This window comes from Citrobacter sp. LJND-P06 (assembly GCF_058188415.1).
The window spans coordinates 1622893-1640306 of sequence record NZ_CP187317.1 but is presented as its reverse complement, the minus strand read 5'-3'; the positions used below and the strand labels follow the sequence as shown (position 1 = coordinate 1640306).

Annotated in this window: 18 protein-coding genes and 1 riboswitch; of the genes, 9 read left to right on the top strand and 9 right to left on the bottom strand. The window is 51.5% G+C overall.

All coding sequences use genetic code 11. The features are described 5' to 3' along the window. Positions 1 to 390: 390 nt before the first annotated feature. The gene (locus ACO7SM_RS07845; RefSeq protein ID WP_490470891.1) at positions 391 to 906 is read right to left on the bottom strand and encodes a GrpB family protein; all 516 of its coding nucleotides are present in this window, start codon (positions 904 to 906) and stop codon (positions 391 to 393) included. Positions 907 to 1222: 316 nt separating this feature from the next. Continuing rightward, positions 1223 to 1960: a hypothetical protein gene (locus ACO7SM_RS07840; RefSeq protein WP_490470355.1), complete on the bottom strand. Its 738-nt coding sequence runs from the start codon at positions 1958 to 1960 to the stop codon at positions 1223 to 1225. A gap of 288 nt (positions 1961 to 2248) precedes the next feature. Between ACO7SM_RS07840 and yegS the strand changes: the two genes are divergently transcribed. Further along, complete coding sequence (gene yegS, locus ACO7SM_RS07835; RefSeq protein WP_490470354.1) at positions 2249 to 3148, top strand: lipid kinase YegS; 900 nt, start codon at positions 2249 to 2251, stop codon at positions 3146 to 3148. A gap of 48 nt (positions 3149 to 3196) precedes the next feature. On the opposite strand, the gene fbaB is transcribed toward yegS, so the two are convergent. Then, positions 3197 to 4249: a class I fructose-bisphosphate aldolase gene (gene fbaB / locus ACO7SM_RS07830; RefSeq protein WP_490470353.1), complete on the bottom strand. Its 1053-nt coding sequence runs from the start codon at positions 4247 to 4249 to the stop codon at positions 3197 to 3199. A 252-nt stretch (positions 4250 to 4501) separates the two neighbouring features. Here fbaB and ACO7SM_RS07825 point away from each other — a divergent pair, with 252 nt between their 5' ends. The 3 genes from ACO7SM_RS07825 to ACO7SM_RS07815 are packed head-to-tail and all read left to right on the top strand — an operon-like array spanning position 4502 to position 7742. Next, entirely contained in the window at positions 4502 to 5779 is a 1278-nt protein-coding gene (locus ACO7SM_RS07825) for a nucleoside permease (protein WP_490470352.1), read from the top strand. Next, complete coding sequence (locus tag ACO7SM_RS07820) at positions 5776 to 6780, top strand: ADP-ribosylglycohydrolase family protein (RefSeq protein ID WP_490470351.1); 1005 nt, start codon at positions 5776 to 5778, stop codon at positions 6778 to 6780. The genes ACO7SM_RS07825 and ACO7SM_RS07820 overlap by 4 nt, the downstream gene beginning before the upstream one ends. Then, positions 6777 to 7742: a PfkB family carbohydrate kinase gene (locus tag ACO7SM_RS07815; RefSeq protein WP_490470350.1), complete on the top strand. Its 966-nt coding sequence runs from the start codon at positions 6777 to 6779 to the stop codon at positions 7740 to 7742. Before ACO7SM_RS07820 ends, ACO7SM_RS07815 begins: the two co-directional genes overlap by 4 nt. On the opposite strand, the gene ACO7SM_RS07810 is transcribed toward ACO7SM_RS07815, so the two are convergent. From ACO7SM_RS07810 to ACO7SM_RS07795, 4 genes are all read right to left on the bottom strand, one after another. Next, positions 7716 to 8462 carry a GntR family transcriptional regulator gene (locus tag ACO7SM_RS07810; protein ID WP_490470349.1) on the bottom strand — a complete coding sequence of 249 codons (747 nt, stop codon included), beginning with the start codon at positions 8460 to 8462 and terminating at the stop codon, positions 7716 to 7718. The two genes, ACO7SM_RS07815 and ACO7SM_RS07810, sit on opposite strands and share 27 nt — an antisense overlap. A 44-nt stretch (positions 8463 to 8506) precedes the next feature. Further along, the gene (gene thiD, locus ACO7SM_RS07805; RefSeq protein WP_490470348.1) at positions 8507 to 9307 is read right to left on the bottom strand and encodes a bifunctional hydroxymethylpyrimidine kinase/phosphomethylpyrimidine kinase; all 801 of its coding nucleotides are present in this window, start codon (positions 9305 to 9307) and stop codon (positions 8507 to 8509) included. Beyond that, positions 9304 to 10092 carry a hydroxyethylthiazole kinase gene (gene thiM, locus ACO7SM_RS07800; RefSeq protein WP_490470347.1) on the bottom strand — a complete coding sequence of 263 codons (789 nt, stop codon included), beginning with the start codon at positions 10090 to 10092 and terminating at the stop codon, positions 9304 to 9306. Before thiM ends, thiD begins: the two co-directional genes overlap by 4 nt. A gap of 33 nt (positions 10093 to 10125) precedes the next feature. Then, a riboswitch (TPP riboswitch) is annotated at positions 10126 to 10222 on the bottom strand. 19 nt (positions 10223 to 10241) lie between these two features. Beyond that, positions 10242 to 10388 carry a hypothetical protein gene (locus tag ACO7SM_RS07795; RefSeq protein ID WP_490470346.1) on the bottom strand — a complete coding sequence of 49 codons (147 nt, stop codon included), beginning with the start codon at positions 10386 to 10388 and terminating at the stop codon, positions 10242 to 10244. 522 nt (positions 10389 to 10910) lie between these two features. Here ACO7SM_RS07795 and ACO7SM_RS07790 point away from each other — a divergent pair. The 4 genes from ACO7SM_RS07790 to ACO7SM_RS07775 all read left to right on the top strand — a co-directional run bounded on the left by ACO7SM_RS07790 (position 10911) and on the right by ACO7SM_RS07775 (position 13186). Further along, positions 10911 to 11876, top strand: coding sequence for a YadA C-terminal domain-containing protein (locus ACO7SM_RS07790; RefSeq protein WP_490470345.1), 966 nt, complete (start codon positions 10911 to 10913; stop codon positions 11874 to 11876). Positions 11877 to 11941: 65 nt separating this feature from the next. Further along, positions 11942 to 12196 (top strand): hypothetical protein, encoded by a 255-nt coding sequence (locus ACO7SM_RS07785; RefSeq protein ID WP_490470344.1) that lies wholly within the window; start codon positions 11942 to 11944, stop codon positions 12194 to 12196. Further along, on the top strand, positions 12196 to 12558 hold the full coding sequence (locus ACO7SM_RS07780; protein WP_490470343.1) for a hypothetical protein: 363 nt from the start codon (positions 12196 to 12198) through the stop codon (positions 12556 to 12558). Before ACO7SM_RS07785 ends, ACO7SM_RS07780 begins: the two co-directional genes overlap by 1 nt. Positions 12559 to 12862: 304 nt before the next feature. After that, complete coding sequence (locus tag ACO7SM_RS07775; RefSeq protein WP_490470342.1) at positions 12863 to 13186, top strand: RcnB family protein; 324 nt, start codon at positions 12863 to 12865, stop codon at positions 13184 to 13186. A gap of 238 nt (positions 13187 to 13424) precedes the next feature. Here ACO7SM_RS07775 and apbC read toward each other — a convergent pair whose 3' ends face one another. Then, a complete protein-coding gene (apbC, locus tag ACO7SM_RS07770) occupies positions 13425 to 14534 on the bottom strand; it encodes an iron-sulfur cluster carrier protein ApbC (RefSeq protein WP_490470341.1) in 1110 nt (369 codons plus the stop codon). A 164-nt stretch (positions 14535 to 14698) separates the two neighbouring features. Between apbC and metG the strand changes: the two genes are divergently transcribed. Continuing rightward, entirely contained in the window at positions 14699 to 16732 is a 2034-nt protein-coding gene (metG, locus tag ACO7SM_RS07765; RefSeq protein ID WP_490470340.1) for a methionine--tRNA ligase, read from the top strand. 88 nt (positions 16733 to 16820) lie between these two features. On the opposite strand, the gene ACO7SM_RS07760 is transcribed toward metG, so the two are convergent. After that, the gene (locus ACO7SM_RS07760; protein WP_490470339.1) at positions 16821 to 17291 is read right to left on the bottom strand and encodes a YehS family protein; all 471 of its coding nucleotides are present in this window, start codon (positions 17289 to 17291) and stop codon (positions 16821 to 16823) included. Positions 17292 to 17414 lie beyond the last annotated feature (123 nt).

The window sequence follows — 17414 nt, the reverse complement described above, 5'->3', positions numbered from 1 at the left end:
AACTATTTCAAAAACTCTTTCTGGTTCTTTTGTTTTTTACTCTCAATATTGAACTGCAGCAATAATACATAGGACAAGAGAAACAAAAGTGATAATCCAGGCAAAAACACCGACTATTACAGTTGCCGCTGCACTGCTTACAGAGCGCTACAGCCCATTGTGCGAAGCGCCTTATGGATGGTTACTCATCGGCTTACGGGGTTAGTGGTCAGTCCAACGTTGAGGTGATTCTGTCCAGCGCAGGTTGACCTGCTGATGATCTCAGTTAACCAGGCACAGAATCTAAACGGCAGTTGTGAGCGAAGAGCTGACTCGCAAGGCTAAAATGCACATAATCTGTTGGCAGCAGGGAACGGCTTTAAAGAATGATTCACGACATTTTCTGGAAGACTATTTTTGCTTATGAGCAATGAGAGCCAATCTGAGGTGATGCTCAATGAATCCCGCCTTAAAAGCACTATAGCGACGAATATCGTTTTCACTTGCTAATGCCGCAGCACGTTTAATTTCAGCATACTGCTTCGCTATCTTTTTATTTTTAATAAGATAATCTCGAAACGCAAGAAGCTTTATGATGTGTTCATCGCTGATGACAAAAGCATGGACCTGGTGACTGCGTTGCTCCCCACCCTTAGAAAAATATCTGCGATTTGGAATCCCGTATTCTCCACGTGCCATATAACCGGCGCTTTCCATTGCGGGATTTAAGTTATCCAGAGCGTCAAGATCAACGACCTCCAGTAAAATGTCGATAACGGGTTTTGCTGCCATACCAGGTATCGAAGTGCTCCCGACGTGATGGATTCCCGAAATCTTCTTTTTAAGTGCAGTTCGCAGCAGAGCGGACTCCTCAGCAAACAGACTTAACCACTGGGTATTGTATGCAACAACTTCTATTTTTCTCATTGCACCCTCGGCAAATACGCTTTTATTCATTAATGGAGCTTTAAATGACTATTTTCTACCTGGTCGACTTACATGGGAATAGCACCGCTAACCAGCCGGGCATCATATAGACTGCTATAAGCAAAGGCGAGTTGCGTTCAAGGTTTGAATGGTTATTGCAAACATTTCAACTACGGCTTTGGATGAAACAGCTATGCCCGCGCCTGGCACGATGCCGCCCTTCATGTCAGGCAGCAAGCGGTCCAAAATGAATGTTGATGAAGTACGCTTTCGGCTTCAAATAAAACCGGTCGATGCGGTAAATTAACAAAATCGGTCAGAAGACTTGCTCCTCAGTTACCGTTTGAAGGCGATGCGCGCGGTAGCGTTCTTCAAACACTATGACTACACCAGGATAGTGCTTTCCATTCAGCGAATAATGCTGATTACCTAATTGCGGGAAGATGAAGGCGAAGTCGGTACGTTTCATGGATGCACCCAAAAAACCAGCCTGATCGGTTAACCAATCCTTAATCGCTCGCTCCACTTTTCTCGGACACACTTTCTCCTCGCCATCCTCGTTGATCAGCACTTCGCTCGTTGGTATATAGGGAACGATGAAAGTGACAGCGAATCGACGATATGCCTCCCTGTTACTCAAGTCACCGGAGTCTGCCCAGGCCTCTCGCATTGCACGCTCAGTAAAAGTATAACCATCGGAACGAGCACCGATCGACTGCACTGTCTGCTTCGCCTCAATTGCAAAGCTCGTGTTCGGGGACTGCACAAATAGATCGCAACGACCGTGTCGCAGCGAGCCTCTATCGACACCTGGCTCAAGGGTGCGGTGACGCTTCAATGTCGAAAATTCTTCCAGGGCAAGCCAATTTTTGAGAGTCCATGCCGCGCCAGCCAATACGCTTAGCGAAGCCCTTTCGTTGTACCACCAGGGATTATCGTACTCATTGGCAGTGGTATAACGTACGATTGCTTTGACCCAGGCGCTTAGGAGGTTTTCAAGTTCCTTATCACTTCTCTGAACCTCGATCCCTTTAATTGTTTTCGCTTCGCTCACTGCCCTGCACCTGATGGAAAAAGCCCAATGCTATCATTCGCGAAAAAAACCACAATCGCATCGACCTGATTTCTAATAATTAATGTAGTGCGAACTTACAAACTTCCGCTGTTGGCACTTTACCGACCGTCATGTCAGGTAACATCGTCAAAGGCGAAAGCCGCTCATTACTCACGGTGAGTTGCACTTAATCCTGAATCAACGCATCGGTATTTCATCCTGTTCTGAACCTCTCTTTCCCGTTCTGCTCTACACTTTCAACAGATTAATGAAAAAGGCAGATAACGGATGGCAAAATTTCCCGCCAGCTTACTGATCCTGAATGGCAAAAGCGCGGGTAACCCGCTTCTGCGCGAAGCCATTGCGTTGCTGCGTAATGAAGGCGTAGAGATCCACGTGCGCGTCACCTGGGAAAAAGGCGACGCGCAACGTTATGTCGAAGAGGCCCGTCAGTTAGGTGTTGAGACTGTTATCGCGGGGGGCGGTGACGGCACGATCAATGAAGTGTCTACCGCGCTCATCCAGTGTCAGGGGACAAACGTCCCTGCCCTCGGGATTTTACCGCTCGGCACCGCCAATGATTTCGCTACCAGCGTGGGAATTCCTGACGCGCTGGACAACGCCCTCAAGCTGGCCATCGCGGGTACTGCGGTTGAAATCGATATGGCGCAGGTCAATGATAAAACCTGTTTTATCAATATGGCGACCGGGGGATTCGGTACGCGGATCACGACCGAAACGCCAGAAAAACTGAAAGCGGCGCTGGGCGGCGTGTCGTACTTTATTCATGGGTTGATGCGGATGGATACCCTTAAACCAGACCGTTGCGAAATCCGGGGCGAAAACTTTCAATGGCAAGGCGACGCGCTGGTGATTGGCATTGGAAATGGACGTCAGGCTGGCGGCGGACAGCAGCTCTGCCCGCAGGCGCTCATTAATGATGGGCTTTTACAGTTGCGGATCTTCACGGGCGAAGAACTCCTCCCTGCGCTGTTTTCGACGCTGAAGCAACCCGAGGAAAACCCGAACATCATCGACGGCACGTCATCGTGGTTTGATATTCAAGCGCCACACGAAATAACCTTTAACCTGGACGGTGAACCGCTCAGCGGTCAACAGTTTCACATTGAGATCCTGCCCGCTGCGTTGCGCTGCCGCTTGCCACCAGACTGCCCTTTACTTCGCTGAAGCCCTGGTAGACATTCCTCTCCCACCGCGGGAGAGGAATGCGTGACATCAGGCGATGGTCACTTTACTGTCCAGATAGACATCCTGTACGGCATTGATCAATTTCACGCCGTCTGTCATTGATTTCTTAAAGGCTTTGCGCCCCAGAATCAGGCCCATGCCGCCTGCACGTTTATTGATAACCGCAGTACGTACCGCATCACTGAGATCGGTTTCGCCTCCTGCAGCACCACCGGAGTTAATCAGCCCCGCACGCCCCATGTAGCAGTTCGCCAGTTGGTAACGCACTAAATCGATGGGGTTATCGCTGGTAAGCTTGCTGTAGACGCGATCGTCGGTATAGCCGAAGTTAACCGCTTTATAGCCGCCGTTGTTTTCCGCCATTTTCTGTTTCACGATGTCCGCGCCAATGGTGGCCGCCAGGTGGTTGGCCTGCCCGGTCAGATCGGCAGACACATGGTAATCCACGCCGTCTTTCTTAAAAGCAGAATTGCGCAGATACGCCCAGAGCACGGTTACCATTCCCAGTTCATGCGCACGCTCAAAGGCGGCGGAGATCTCTTCAATCTGGCGACGCGACTCCTCCGAACCAAAATAGATGGTTGCGCCGACCGCCACCGCGCCCATATTGAATGCCTGCTCGACGCTGGTATACAACGTTTGATCAAAGGTATTGGGGTAACTCAGTGTCTCGTTGTGGTTGAGTTTCACGAGGAACGGTATGCGGTGCGCATAGCGTCGTGATACCGACGCCAGTACGCCATAAGTGGAGGCCACACAGTTACAACCCGCCTCAATAGCCAGTTCCACAATGTTCTTCGGATCAAAATAAAGTGGATTTGCCGCAAAGGACGCCCCGGCAGAGTGTTCTACCCCCTGATCGACAGGTAAAATGGAGAGATATCCGGTTCCTGCCAGACGCCCGGTGTTGTACAGCGTCTGCATGTTACGCAGGACAGCGGGCGGGCGATTATTATCAACCATCACGCGGTCAACGTAGTCATGTCCGGGCAGATAAAGTTGATCAGAAGGAATGGTCATACAACGATGCTGTAAAAGGTTGTCGGCGTCTTTGCCAAGCAACTGCGCAATATCAGTCATAGCTATGCTCCCGTCATTCCGATTGCGTATCGGAGTGTGTATTGTCCTGACCCGCCTTTTTGCGGGCAGCCATAAGCCTGGTATCAGGTGGGTATTTTTTCCAACTTTAAGGCACTTTTCAGCGCTATCTGCTGGCACGATTCACGTACGAAAAAGTGTTACAGCGGTCAAATTTGCAGCTCAAAGGTATTTTAAAGGTATTATTTAATGGTAGTGTCTGAGCGTACCTTACCTGTCATGAAGGATTTAAAGATGAAAACTACAGTGAAGCTGTCGTTCATGATGTTCGTTGAATGGTTTATCTGGGGCGCCTGGTTCGTCCCCTTGTGGCTGTGGCTGAGTAAAAGTGGTTTTACCGCCGGAGAAATCGGCTGGTCTTACGCGTGTACCGCCATCGCTGCTATTCTTTCCCCTATCCTCGTCGGCTCGTTAACTGACCGCTTTTTCTCCGCGCAAAAAGTGTTAGCCGTGCTGATGTTTGCAGGCGCCGTGTTGATGTATTTTGCCGCGCAGCAAACCACATTTTCCGGCTTCTTCCCGCTGCTGTTGGCCTACTCGCTCACCTATATGCCGACTATCGCATTAACCAACAGCATTGCGTTTTCCAACGTTGGGGACGTTGAAAGCGACTTTCCGCGCATCCGCGTGATGGGGACGATCGGCTGGATAGCCTCTGGCCTGGCCTGTGGATTCTTACCGCAAATGCTGGGTTATAGCGATATCTCGCCGACCAACATTCCGCTGCTTATCACTGCGGGCAGTTCAGCATTGCTGGGCGTTTTTGCCCTCTTCCTGCCGGATACGCCGCCAAAAAGCACCGGCAAGCTGAATATCAAAGTGATGCTGGGCCTGGACGCGCTTATCCTGCTGCGTGATAAAAACTTTCTGGTCTTCTTCTTCTGTTCATTCCTGTTTGCCATGCCGCTGGCGTTTTACTACATCTTTGCCAATGGCTATCTGACAGAAGTGGGTATGCAGAATGCGACCGGCTGGATGACGCTTGGTCAGTTCTCTGAAATCTTCTTTATGCTGGCATTGCCTTTCTTTACCAAACGCTTTGGTATCAAAAAGGTTCTATTGCTTGGTCTTATCACCGCCGCCATTCGCTATGGATTCTTTATTTACGGCGGCGCAGAAGAATACTTCACTTACGCCCTACTGTTCCTCGGTATTCTGCTTCATGGGGTGAGTTACGACTTCTACTACGTAACGGCCTACATCTATGTCGACAAAAAAGCGCCCGTTCATATGCGTACGGCGGCTCAGGGGCTGATTACGCTCTGCTGCCAGGGGTTTGGCAGTCTGCTGGGTTATCGACTCGGCGGCATGATGATGGAAAAGATGTTTGCGTATAAAGAGCCTGTAAACGGTCTTACCTTCAACTGGGCGGGTATGTGGACATTTGGCGCGGTGATGATCGCGGTAATTGCCGTCCTGTTTATGATTTTCTTTCGCGAATCCGATAAGGAAATCACCGCGATTAACGTGGACGATCGCGATATTGCACTGACACAAGGGGAAGTAAAATGAAAGCTGAACGTATTCTCGGCGCGCTTTACGGGCAAGCATTAGGAGATGCGATGGGAATGCCGTCGGAACTGTGGCCCAGAACACGCGTGAAAGCCCATTTTGGCTGGATTGACCGCTTTCTGCCGGGCCCGGAGGAGAACAACGCCGCCTGTTATTTTAATCGGGCGGAGTTTACTGACGATACCTCCATGGCGCTGTGCCTGGCGGATGCTCTGCTCGAATGCGAGGGAAAAATTAATCCTGACCTGATCGGGCGAAACATTCTGGCGTGGGCGGAACGCTTTGACGCTTTCAACAAAAACGTGCTGGGCCCAACATCCAAAATTGCGCTTAACGCCATCCGCAACGGTAAACCGGTTGCGGAGCTTGAGAACAACGGCGTCACTAACGGCGCGGCGATGCGCGTCTCACCGTTAGGCTGCCTGTTACCGACGCATTGTCTGGATACCTTTATCGATGAGGTGGCGTTGGCCTCCAGTCCAACGCATAAGTCCGATCTCGCGGTGGCTGGCGCCGTGGTGGTCGCGTGGGCGATTTCTCGCGCCATTGACGGCGAGCCCTGGGAGAGAATTGTCGACTCACTGCCTGCCATCGCCCATCACGCCCAGCAAAAACGCATCACCACTTTTAGCGCTTCGCTCTCGGCCCGCCTGGAACTGGCGTTGAAAATCGTTCGTGAAGCCAACGGTGTTGAATCCGCCAGCGAACAGCTCTACCAGGTTGTTGGGGCGGGCACCAGCACCATTGAATCCGTGCCCTGCGCCATCGCGATGGTGGAGCTGGCGCAGACCGACCCGAATCGTTGCGCGATCCTCTGCGCCAACCTCGGCGGCGATACCGACACCATTGGCGCAATGGCGACCGCCATTTGCGGTGCATTAAACGGTATTGCGGCTATCTCCCCTGACCTGAAACAAGAACTGGATGCGGTTAATCAGCTTGATTTTGCTCACTACGCCACCGGGTTGACACGCTTGCGTCAAATGCGGGAGGTATCATGAATGCCGCACACCTGCGAGATCTGTTGCCGACCCTGACCACCCGCCGTCCGGTGACTGTGGTTGGCGCGGCGGTCATTGACGTGATTGCCGATGCCTGGGCGCTGCCCTGGCGCGGCTGCGACATTGAGCTAAAACAACAGGGCGTGCATGTTGGCGGCTGCGCGCTGAATATCGCCGTGGCCTTAAAGCGGTTGGGGATTGAAGCCAGCAATGCCCTGCCGCTGGGCCAGGGCGTATGGGCCGACATTATCCGTAGCCGGATGGCAAAAGAGGGTTTACAGAGTCTTATCGACAACGCCGAAGGCGATAACGGTTGGTGTCTGGCCCTGGTGGAGCCTGATGGCGAGCGCACCTTTATGTCGTTCAGCGGCGTAGAAAACCAGTGGAATAGCGACTGGCTGGCGCAGTTGTCCATCCCCCGCCAGAGTTTGCTCTATCTCTGTGGCTATCAGCTTGCCGCCCCGTGCGGTGAACGGCTGGTATGCTGGCTGGAAAGTCTGGACGACGTGACGCCTTTTATCGATTTTGGCCCACGCATTGGAGATATTCCTGACGCATTAATGTCACGGATTATGGCGCTGCGTCCTCTGGTGTCTCTCAACCGCCAGGAGGCTGAAATCGCAGCCGAACGTTTTGAACTCAGTACCGAAATGACCGCCTTTGGCGCTGACTGGCTGGCGCGGTTTTCAGCACCGGTGGTCGTGCGCCACGATAAAGACGGCGCATGGTACTTCAGCCAACATGCTGCGGGCTGCGTCCCGGCGTTTCCGGTCGAGGTCGTAGACACAATCGGCGCAGGCGACAGCCATGCCGGAGGCGTGCTGGCCGGACTGTCATCCGGCTGGTCACTGGCGGATGCCGTGCTGCTCGGTAACGCAGTGGCATCCTGGGTGGTTGGGCATCGCGGGGGAGATTGTGCGCCACGGCGCGAAGAACTACTCCTCGCACACAAAAACGTATAGATCGCTTCGACAGTAGCTGATGCTGTACTCAATGGGCCGTTGTTGTTGATCAAGCGCCACTTGCTTTATCACCAGCACCGGCACTTTGCTGTCCATCTGAATATGTGACTGAAACTCAGCATCCGGCATACGGGCGCTCACGCGAGAACGCGTACGCTGGGGAAAAATGTGCTGGCTGCGGAAATAGTCATACAGTGAGACGCCAATGGCATCCACGTCATGAATAAGATGTACCGGCACCCATGACTCCTCAATAGAAACCGCGTCTTCATCCACGTAGCGAATGCGTTTTAGCAAGAAGACATCACTTCCGCTCGCAATCGCCAGTTGTTGCGCCACCTCATCCGGGCAGGTGACGACGCGTTTATTGACCCACAGCGTATCGGGCTTTTTACCGCGCAACACCACCTGCTGAGAAAAACCACGCGCCTCTTTCAGGGAATATTCAAAGATATTGTTGATTTGCGTCCCGTACCCGCGCGCACGGGTCACCACCCCTTCTTCTTCCAGCGCTTGCATCGCTTTACGAACCGTAATCCGCGAAACGCCGGTCAACTGGCTAAGATCACGCTCACCAGGCAAAATATTGCCATGCTCAAGAGTACCGCTACGCACAGCATTCTTGACCGTTTCTGCAAACTTCATGTAAAGCGGCATATTATCCGCCGCTGAAATTCGTTCGTTCAGTTGCGCAATCAGCCGGGTATGCGATTGTTCCATTTATCTTTTTCCTGGCAGACGAGTCTGTTGCCAGTATACTACCATTACCACCATGCGTGGAAATGATGTACTGGCCCAATCCCCTCACCCACTTCCAGCGTATCTGCCTGAGCCAGCGCCGCAGAAAGCCAGCTTTTTGCCTCCTGCACTGTTTCGGCCCAATTTTGATGACGAGGACGCAGCGCCGCCAGCGCCGCCGACAACGTACAACCCGTGCCATGGGTGTTTTTGGTGTTCACCCTGGGGGCGGTAAAACGCACCTCGCCTTCGCGCGTAAACAGCCAGTCCGGGCTTTGCGCGTCGTCCAGATGCCCCCCTTTCATGAGCACCGCGCCGCAGCCCATCGCCAGCAGCGCACGACCTTGCTCCCGCATTTCCTGCTCGCTTTGGGCATGGTTAGCGTTCAGCAGCGCTGCGGCTTCAGGTAAATTCGGCGTAATAATCGATACCTGCGGTAACAAGCGGGTTCGTAACGTCTCAATGGCGGAAGGCGAAAGCAGCGGATCGCCACTTTTTGCCAGCATGACGGTATCCAGCACCACATTTTTCACCTGATGGCGCTGTAAACGTTCGGCTACCGCCTCAACGATATCGGTTTCCGCCAGCATACCTATTTTGGTGGTATCAATTCGCACATCGTTGAGCACAGAATCAAGCTGCGCCGCGACAAAATCGGGTTCAATTCGGTAGACCGACTGAACGCCGCGCGTATTTTGCGCAACCAGCGCGGTAATGACGGAGCAACCATACGCACCGAGTGCCGAGAATGTTTTCAGATCGGCCTGAATTCCCGCACCGCCGCTGGGATCCGTGCCCGCAATGGTTAAAGCATTTATCCGTTTCATGCGCATTCCTCCGCATTCAGGTTATAGAGAGCATCAAGAAAAGCGGGAATAAAACTGCCAGGCCCCTGACTGCGAGCGGTTGCCATTTCACCCGCTTGTTTCATCCAGCTACAGGCGGAGGCGACATTGTCCAGCGTATTCCCCGGCAATGCGCAACTGGCCGCCACCACCGCGGAGAGAGCACACCCCGTGCCTACGACACGCGTCATCAAGGGAGAACCACCGGTGACACAAACGGTGCGTTGACCATCGGTCACGTAATCCACCTCACCCGTCACCACCACGACGCTTCCGCACTGACGCGCCAGGGCAAGTGCGGCAGGTAACGCCGAGGCGGCGGTATCGGTAGTATCCACTCCGCGTCCGCCCGCAGACATTCCGGCAAGCGCAAGAATTTCAGACGCATTCCCGCGAATAGCGGCAGGTTGCAGCGCCAACAACGCAAGGCAAAAGTGACGACGAAAATCGAGTCCACCCACGGCGACAGGGTCAAGCGTCCAGGGGGTATTGGCCATACGCGCCTGCTCCACCGCCGTGCGCATGGCCTGGGCGCGCGCCTGTGTCAGTGTTCCGACATTAATCAGAAGCGCACTCGCGATGGCGGCAAACTGGCCCGCTTCTTCAGGTTCAATCACCATGGCAGGTGAAGCGCCTAACGCCAGCAATGTGTTCGCCGTAAACGTTTGTACGACGTCATTCGTCATACAGTGCGTGAGGGGAGAAAGTGTTCGAAATTGGTGCAAGGTATGAGCCGCCAGAGCGCGGCTGTGCAGGTCAGGCTGCATGTTCAGCTCCTGCCCGCGTGAAGAAGATGAGACACGAGCAGTGTCAGACTTCCCTACGCTGGCATTATCCAGATCAGGTGGTACGGGTATTTCTCAGCCTTCACGTAGAAGGGCACCCCGAGTCGTTAGTAGTACAAATCGCTTGATTATTAACAGAGTAAGGAAAGCAGTTGGCGATTGCAAGCCCTCGCTGGCAGGCTGATATCCAGCCCTGCTTCAGGGTCAGCAAGAAAGCATAAACGGTAAATGACGCCAGCACGCATCATGCCCATTTTTACCGTCAATATTTCATCCAAAAAAACACCTTCTTGCATTCATTAAAGCGTAACGATGACGTTATGGAGCATACTATCCGTGATTAATATCATGCATATTTTTTACATATCAATATCACTTACCCCACTTTAAGCCACCTAATAGAACCACTCTATCTAAAATATTAACACCACGTATCATCAATAAAATTCAAAATAGCAAATCAGAAAAAACAAAATAAAGTATCAGAAAGAAATAATAACCTTGGTTACATACAGTTCATTCTTAGATTAAATATAATTCAATACTCATTACGTTTATTCTCTAATCTTCTATTGAGCTGGATAACAGTAGATTTTCACCCCCCAAACTTTAGCTATTCGTGCCATGCGTGATCTGCGTCAAGGTTTAACCTATCACGTTGCTGGATAGTTTATTCGCGTTACTAAAAAAGGAAATTAGTCACCTCTCGGTAAGATATTGTCTGGAAGAGACAAAGATCGTCTCAACGCTTAAAAATAATAGTAAAAACACTTATGTTAATTTCTCGTAGGAATGTTTTAATGAAATTTGTTAAATCTGCAGTTTCTGTCGTTGTTTTTAGCGCCCTCGCCATTTCTTCTGCTCATGCTGCCAGCGTTGGTTATATCGGTACGATGGACGGTACAAATACCTTTATCGCTGTTCAAGGGGTTGATGAGTCGGTTAAAACATACGATCTGGATCAGATTCAAAATAATACCGACCGCATTACTTCCGTTGATGCTGATTTAAACAGTACGAAAGATGCTGTCATTGTCGTAAACAAAAAAGTGGATGATGTTCAAACCCAAGCCGATTTACATACTGGCCAAATTGCCTCGAATAATCATCAAATTGGTATTTTATTCAACACCAAAGCGGATCAAAGTACTGTTGATAGTGAAACGGCTAACCGCTTAAGTGGGGATAAGAATTTGCAAACGCAAATCACCACCAACAAAGACGACCAGCAACAAGTGAATCATGCGTTGTTGAATCAAAATATTCACGAAGACAACCGCATTAAAGCGCTCGAAGATGCCCCTAAACCAAAAGATGGCAAAGACGGGCGCGATGGCGTCACCACCACAGTGACGAAAGTCGATACCGCGACACAATCGAAAGTTGCCAGTAATAGCCAGGCGATTGCGAGTGCCACGCAGCAATCGGCAAATGTCGCTCAAGACCTTCAGGATGCGAAAAAGTTTTTCGCTCAACAGCAAGCCAACAGCAATGCGCAGTTCAATTCGTTAAAAGATGAAGTCGACAATAACAAAAAAGAGGCCCGTAGCGGCGCAGCTTCAGCGATCGCAATTGCGTCAATGCCACAGGTTCAGGCAAGCCAGGCCATGATGGTTTCTGCGGGTGTGGGTTCTTTTAAAAATGAACAAGCGTTAAGCGTTGGCGCCTCTTTCCACGCAGGCAGCAGCACCATTATCAAAGCAGGCATTAGCGATTCAACCAATAATGATTTTGCAATGGGTGCGGGCGTGGGCATCGGTTTCTAATACTGGCACTCCCCTTTATAAAACAGGGGATGGCATGAAGACATATTTCAAATAAGTAAAGGTATATGATGAAAGGTATTCTTATTCTGGCGGCCACGTGCGCTATTTTGAGTGGCTGCTCGACCGCGGCTTCTCGTATGGCGGAATGTGAGTCTCAGGGCGTCAGTCGTGATGCTTGTTATATCGCAGATCAAAACCATCAATCGGCAATTAACGCCGCGGCGGAGAAACAAGCGTTAGAAAATGCCAACGCGCTGTACAGTAATAAAACCGAGCAGACTCACCACCATCACAAAAACGCCAATAGCGAGGGCTATTAATGAAAACGCTGATTATATCTCTGGTTCTGACTACGCTGGCCAGCTCTCCGGCTTTTGCTATCAGCCATTCTTATCGCGATAAGCTGGAGAAATCGGGCTGTACGCAAGTCGAGGATGCTGCCGGTACCTGTGGTCATCACCAGGCTGCTTCTGATAGCCAAACAATCATCCGCCACTATGACGGTTTAAAGATCGTCTGGAAAGTTAATGAGAGCGTGACGGTAGATGATAAACCGGCGGCGGTGATTGAATCAGGGGGATACGGCGCCACATGGCAACAAGGGATCTATAAAATCATTACCTATAAAAATCATAAAATTGCCGTAATGAAGAATGACCAGTTTGCTGGATATGCAAAATAAGCAATAACACGCTTAAGGATGAGCAATAATAAAATAAAATCATTAATCACCTGCTTTTAACAAGGATATCGAGCGACGCCGTCTGCATCATGCGATGCAAACCGAAAATTGACCTGGATGATTCTTAAAACCACTGTTCACAAAAAGGGCTACGGGTGAGTGATACCGTTTATTGCCACTTTCGTTTACACTTTTTACGAAATAATAGGTGTAATTACAAAAAAATGCTTGTCACACATACCACGCAGTGGGAATGATACACGGCTAAATTTTGTGACCCGATAGAGTGGAAAGTGGAGAGTATATGGGTATGAAGAAAATGATGTTGATGGGCGCCCTGATGATAGCAACCAGCACCGTCTGGGCCGCTACAGGAGCCAAAACAGGCATCGCTCAGTACGAATTAAGCGGATTTGTTGCCGACTTCACCCATTTCAAACCCGGGGATACCGTCCCGCAATTGTACCTTACTGATGAGTACAAGATTAAACAGTGGCAACTGCGCAACCTGCCTGCTCCGGATGCGGGAACTCACTGGACTTATATGGGCAGCGCTTACGTTCTGGTCAACGATACCGATGGCAAAATCGTGAAAGCCTACGACGGCGAGATTTTTTATCATCGATAATCAAATTTTCCCCCTCTTTTCGGAGGGGGAACTCAGAAACCGTTTTCTTTATTATTCACCGCAAATCCATTCTTACGCGCTCTCCCCTGGCTTACTTCGCGTTGCGTTTTGATATCGCACATGTGCGTTACCTTTAAAAAAAGATAAGCGAAACGGAAAATATGGCAGGTTAAAAACGTTCACCACACCCAATTACTATTGATGTGGCGAACGGATGAGTGACGTAACTTAGCGAATATTAGACCGCACGGAAGGCAATTTCGCCCGGAATAACCTCGCCCTGCCAGTACAGTTGCGCGGCAACACGGTCAGCCAGTTCCCGGTACATCGCTGTGAATTCACTGTCAGGACGGCTAATGACCGTCGGCGTTCCCCGATCGAGGTCTTCACGCAGGCTAATATGCAGCGGCATCTGTCCCAGCAACTGAGTACGGTACTGCTCCGCCAGCTTCTGTGCGCCGCCCGTGCCGAAGATCGGCTCATGATGACCACAGTGGCTACAGATGTGCATACTCATGTTTTCAACAATGCCCAGCACAGGCACTTCGACCTTCTCGAACATCACAATGCCTTTTTTGGCATCGATAAGCGCAATGTCCTGCGGGGTTGTGACGACCACAGCACCCGTCACCGGAATGTTCTGAGACAGCGTCAATTGAATGTCACCGGTTCCCGGCGGCATATCCAGCACCAGATAATCCAGGTCAGGCCACAGCGTCTCCTGCAACATCTGCATCAGCGCTTTGCTGGCCATTGGACCACGCCATACCATGGCATTATCTTCTGTCACCAAATACCCGATAGAGTTCGTCGCCAGCCCATGAGACATGATCGGCGCCATGTGGGTGCCATCAGGTGACGTTGGACGTTGGTTTTCCGCACCGAGCATCGTGGGAATAGACGGGCCGTAAATATCCGCATCCAGAATGCCGACCTTCGCCCCTTCCGCCGCCAGTGCTAATGCCAGGTTCACCGCGGTAGACGATTTGCCCACCCCGCCTTTACCGGAACTGACCGCGATAATGTTCTTCACGCCGTTAATACCCGGCTGGTTTTTCACGCGCTTAAGCGTCGCAATCTTGTGCGACAACTTCCAGTCGATCGCTTTTGCGCCCGTGATCCGCAGCAGGTCGCCGCTACATTGCTCTTTTAACACCTCAAACGCGCTGTTCCAGACAAACGGCATGACCAGCTCAACGTGCAGCGTGTCATCCATCCAGGCAACGTGATGCAACGCTTTAAGCGTTGTCAGATTATGCTTCAAGGTGGGGTGCTGAAAATTCGCCAGCGTCCCGGCGACCATAGCGCGCAAGGTTTCTGGTGATTTGGCCTGGGATTGTGCGTTCATCCCGACTCCTTTTTGTTGTTCTGAAAAAACAATTGTAACTACCTAGTCTACTCCAGTGGTAACAAATATTCATTTATGGATAAATGCCCTTATCACTTGGCGTAGTTATTCCCTTTCAGGTAACATCAGAACCCCCTTTTAATAGAGAAGAAGTAATACCTACTATGACTCAAGTCGCGAAGAAAATTCTGGTAACGTGCGCGCTGCCGTACGCAAACGGCTCTATCCACCTCGGCCATATGCTGGAGCACATCCAGGCTGATGTCTGGGTCCGTTACCAGCGAATGCGCGGCCATCAGGTTAACTTCATCTGCGCAGACGACGCCCACGGCACGCCAATCATGCTGAAAGCTCAGCAATTGGGTATCACGCCTGAGCAGATGATTACCGAAATGAGTCAGGAGCATCAGACTGATTTCGCAGGTTTCAACATCAGCTATGACAACTACCACTCGACGCACAGCGACGAGAACCGTGAATTGTCCGAGCTGATTTACACGCGCCTGAAAGAGAACGGTTTTATCAAAAACCGCACCATCTCTCAGCTTTACGATCCGGAAAAAGGCATGTTCCTGCCGGACCGTTTTGTCAAAGGCACCTGCCCGAAATGTAAAGCGGCTGACCAGTACGGCGATAACTGCGAAGTGTGTGGCGCGACCTACAGCCCAACTGAGCTTATCGAGCCGAAATCCGTGATTTCCGGCGCCACGCCGGTGATGCGTGACTCTGAGCACTTCTTCTTTGACCTGCCCTCGTTCAGCGAGATGCTTCAGGCGTGGACCCGCAGCGGCGCGCTCCAGGAGCAGGTCGCAAACAAAATGCAGGAATGGTTTGAATCCGGTCTGCAACAGTGGGACATCTCCCGCGATGCGCCGTACTTCGGTTTTGAAATTCCGAATGCGCCGGGCAAATACTTCTACGTCTGGCTGGATGCGCCCATCGGCTACATGGGTTCATTCAAGAACCTGTGCGACAAGCGCGGCGACACCGTCAGCTTTGACGAGTACTGGAAGAAAGACAGCGATGCCGAACTGTACCACTTCATCGGCAAAGATATTGTCTACTTCCACAGTCTGTTCTGGCCCGCGATGCTGGAAGGCAGTAACTTCCGCAAACCGACGAACCTGTTTGTTCACGGCTATGTGACGGTGAACGGCGCGAAGATGTCAAAATCGCGCGGCACCTTCATTAAAGCCAGCACCTGGCTGAACCATTTTGACGCCGACAGCCTGCGTTATTACTACACCGCGAAGCTCTCTTCCCGTATCGATGATATCGACCTGAATCTGGAAGATTTCGTGCAACGCGTGAACGCCGATATCGTCAACAAGGTGGTTAACCTTGCGTCGCGTAACGCGGGCTTTATTAACAAGCGTTTTGATGGCGTACTGGCTTCTGAACTGGCCGACCCTGAGCTGTATAAAACCTTCACCGACGCCGCAGCGGTGATTGGCGAAGCGTGGGAAAGCCGTGAATTCGGTAAAGCAATCCGTGAAATCATGGCGCTGGCCGACGTCGCCAACCGCTACGTTGACGAACAGGCACCGTGGGTCGTTGCGAAACAGGAAGGCCGCGACGCCGACCTGCAGGCAATTTGCTCAATGGGTATCAACCTGTTCCGCGTGCTGATGACTTATCTGAAGCCGGTTCTGCCAACGCTGACCGAACGTGCGGAAGCGTTCCTGAATACCGAACTGAGCTGGGATGCCATGGCGCAGCCGCTGCTCGCTCACAAGGTCAATGTCTTCAAAGCGCTCTACAACCGCATCGAGATGAAACAAGTCGAAGCGCTGGTGGAAGCGTCTAAAGAAGAAGTCAAAGCGCTGAGCACGCCGGTAACCGGCCCGCTGGCTGACGACCCGATTCAGGAAACCATCAGCTTTGATGATTTCGCCAAAGTGGATTTGCGCATTGCGCTTATCGAAAACGCCGAGTTTGTGGAAGGTTCCGATAAGCTGTTGCGTCTGACACTCGATCTTGGCGGTGAGAAACGTAACGTCTTCTCGGGGATCCGTACGGCGTATCCTGACCCGCAGGTGCTGATTGGTCGCCATACGGTGATGGTCGCCAACCTGGCGCCGCGTAAAATGCGCTTCGGCATCTCTGAAGGGATGGTAATGGCCGCAGGTCCTGGTGGAAAAGACATTTTCCTGTTAAGCCCGGACGAAGGCGCGAAGCCTGGACAGCAGGTGAAATAATCTGCATAAAAAACGCTGCTTCGGCAGCGTTTTTTTTATGTCGGTAGCACAGGCCGGATAAGCGACGCCGCCAATCGGCCTGTAACGTTTAGGCTTTTTTCGCGTGCTCACGCACCGCCAGCCCGCGCAGAAAATAACGCAGGAACTGATCGCCGCATTCACGGAAGTTTTTGTGGTCAGGGGCGCGCATCATGGCGGTGATCTCCGGCATCGAAACGCGGAACTTCTGCTCGGTCATAATGGCGAGGATATCATCGGTTTTCAGCGCAAACGCAATACGCAGCTTCTTCAGCATAATATTGTTGTTAATGCGACGTTCGACCGCCAGTGCTGGAGCCGACTCATCACGTCCACGCTTTTCATAAATCAGACCGTTCAAAAAGCACGACGTTAAGATGTCCGGGCAACGTACGAAACCCTCTTCATCTTCTTTACGCAGCCAGGGAACCAGTTGTTCCGCCGTTACTTCGGCTTCCCCCAGCGCGAAAATACGCACCAGATCGTTATTGTTGATTTTCAGGATGTAGCGGACGCTGCGTAAAATATCGTTACTGACCATAGTGCCTTCGGTGGTGATGAAAAATAAAAAATGCGGGGGTTAAGTCTCTACTCTAAGCAGTTCGCGTTGCAGCAAGGCGGCAAGCGAGCGTAGCTGCAACTTGAAGCGCGACGAGTATACATG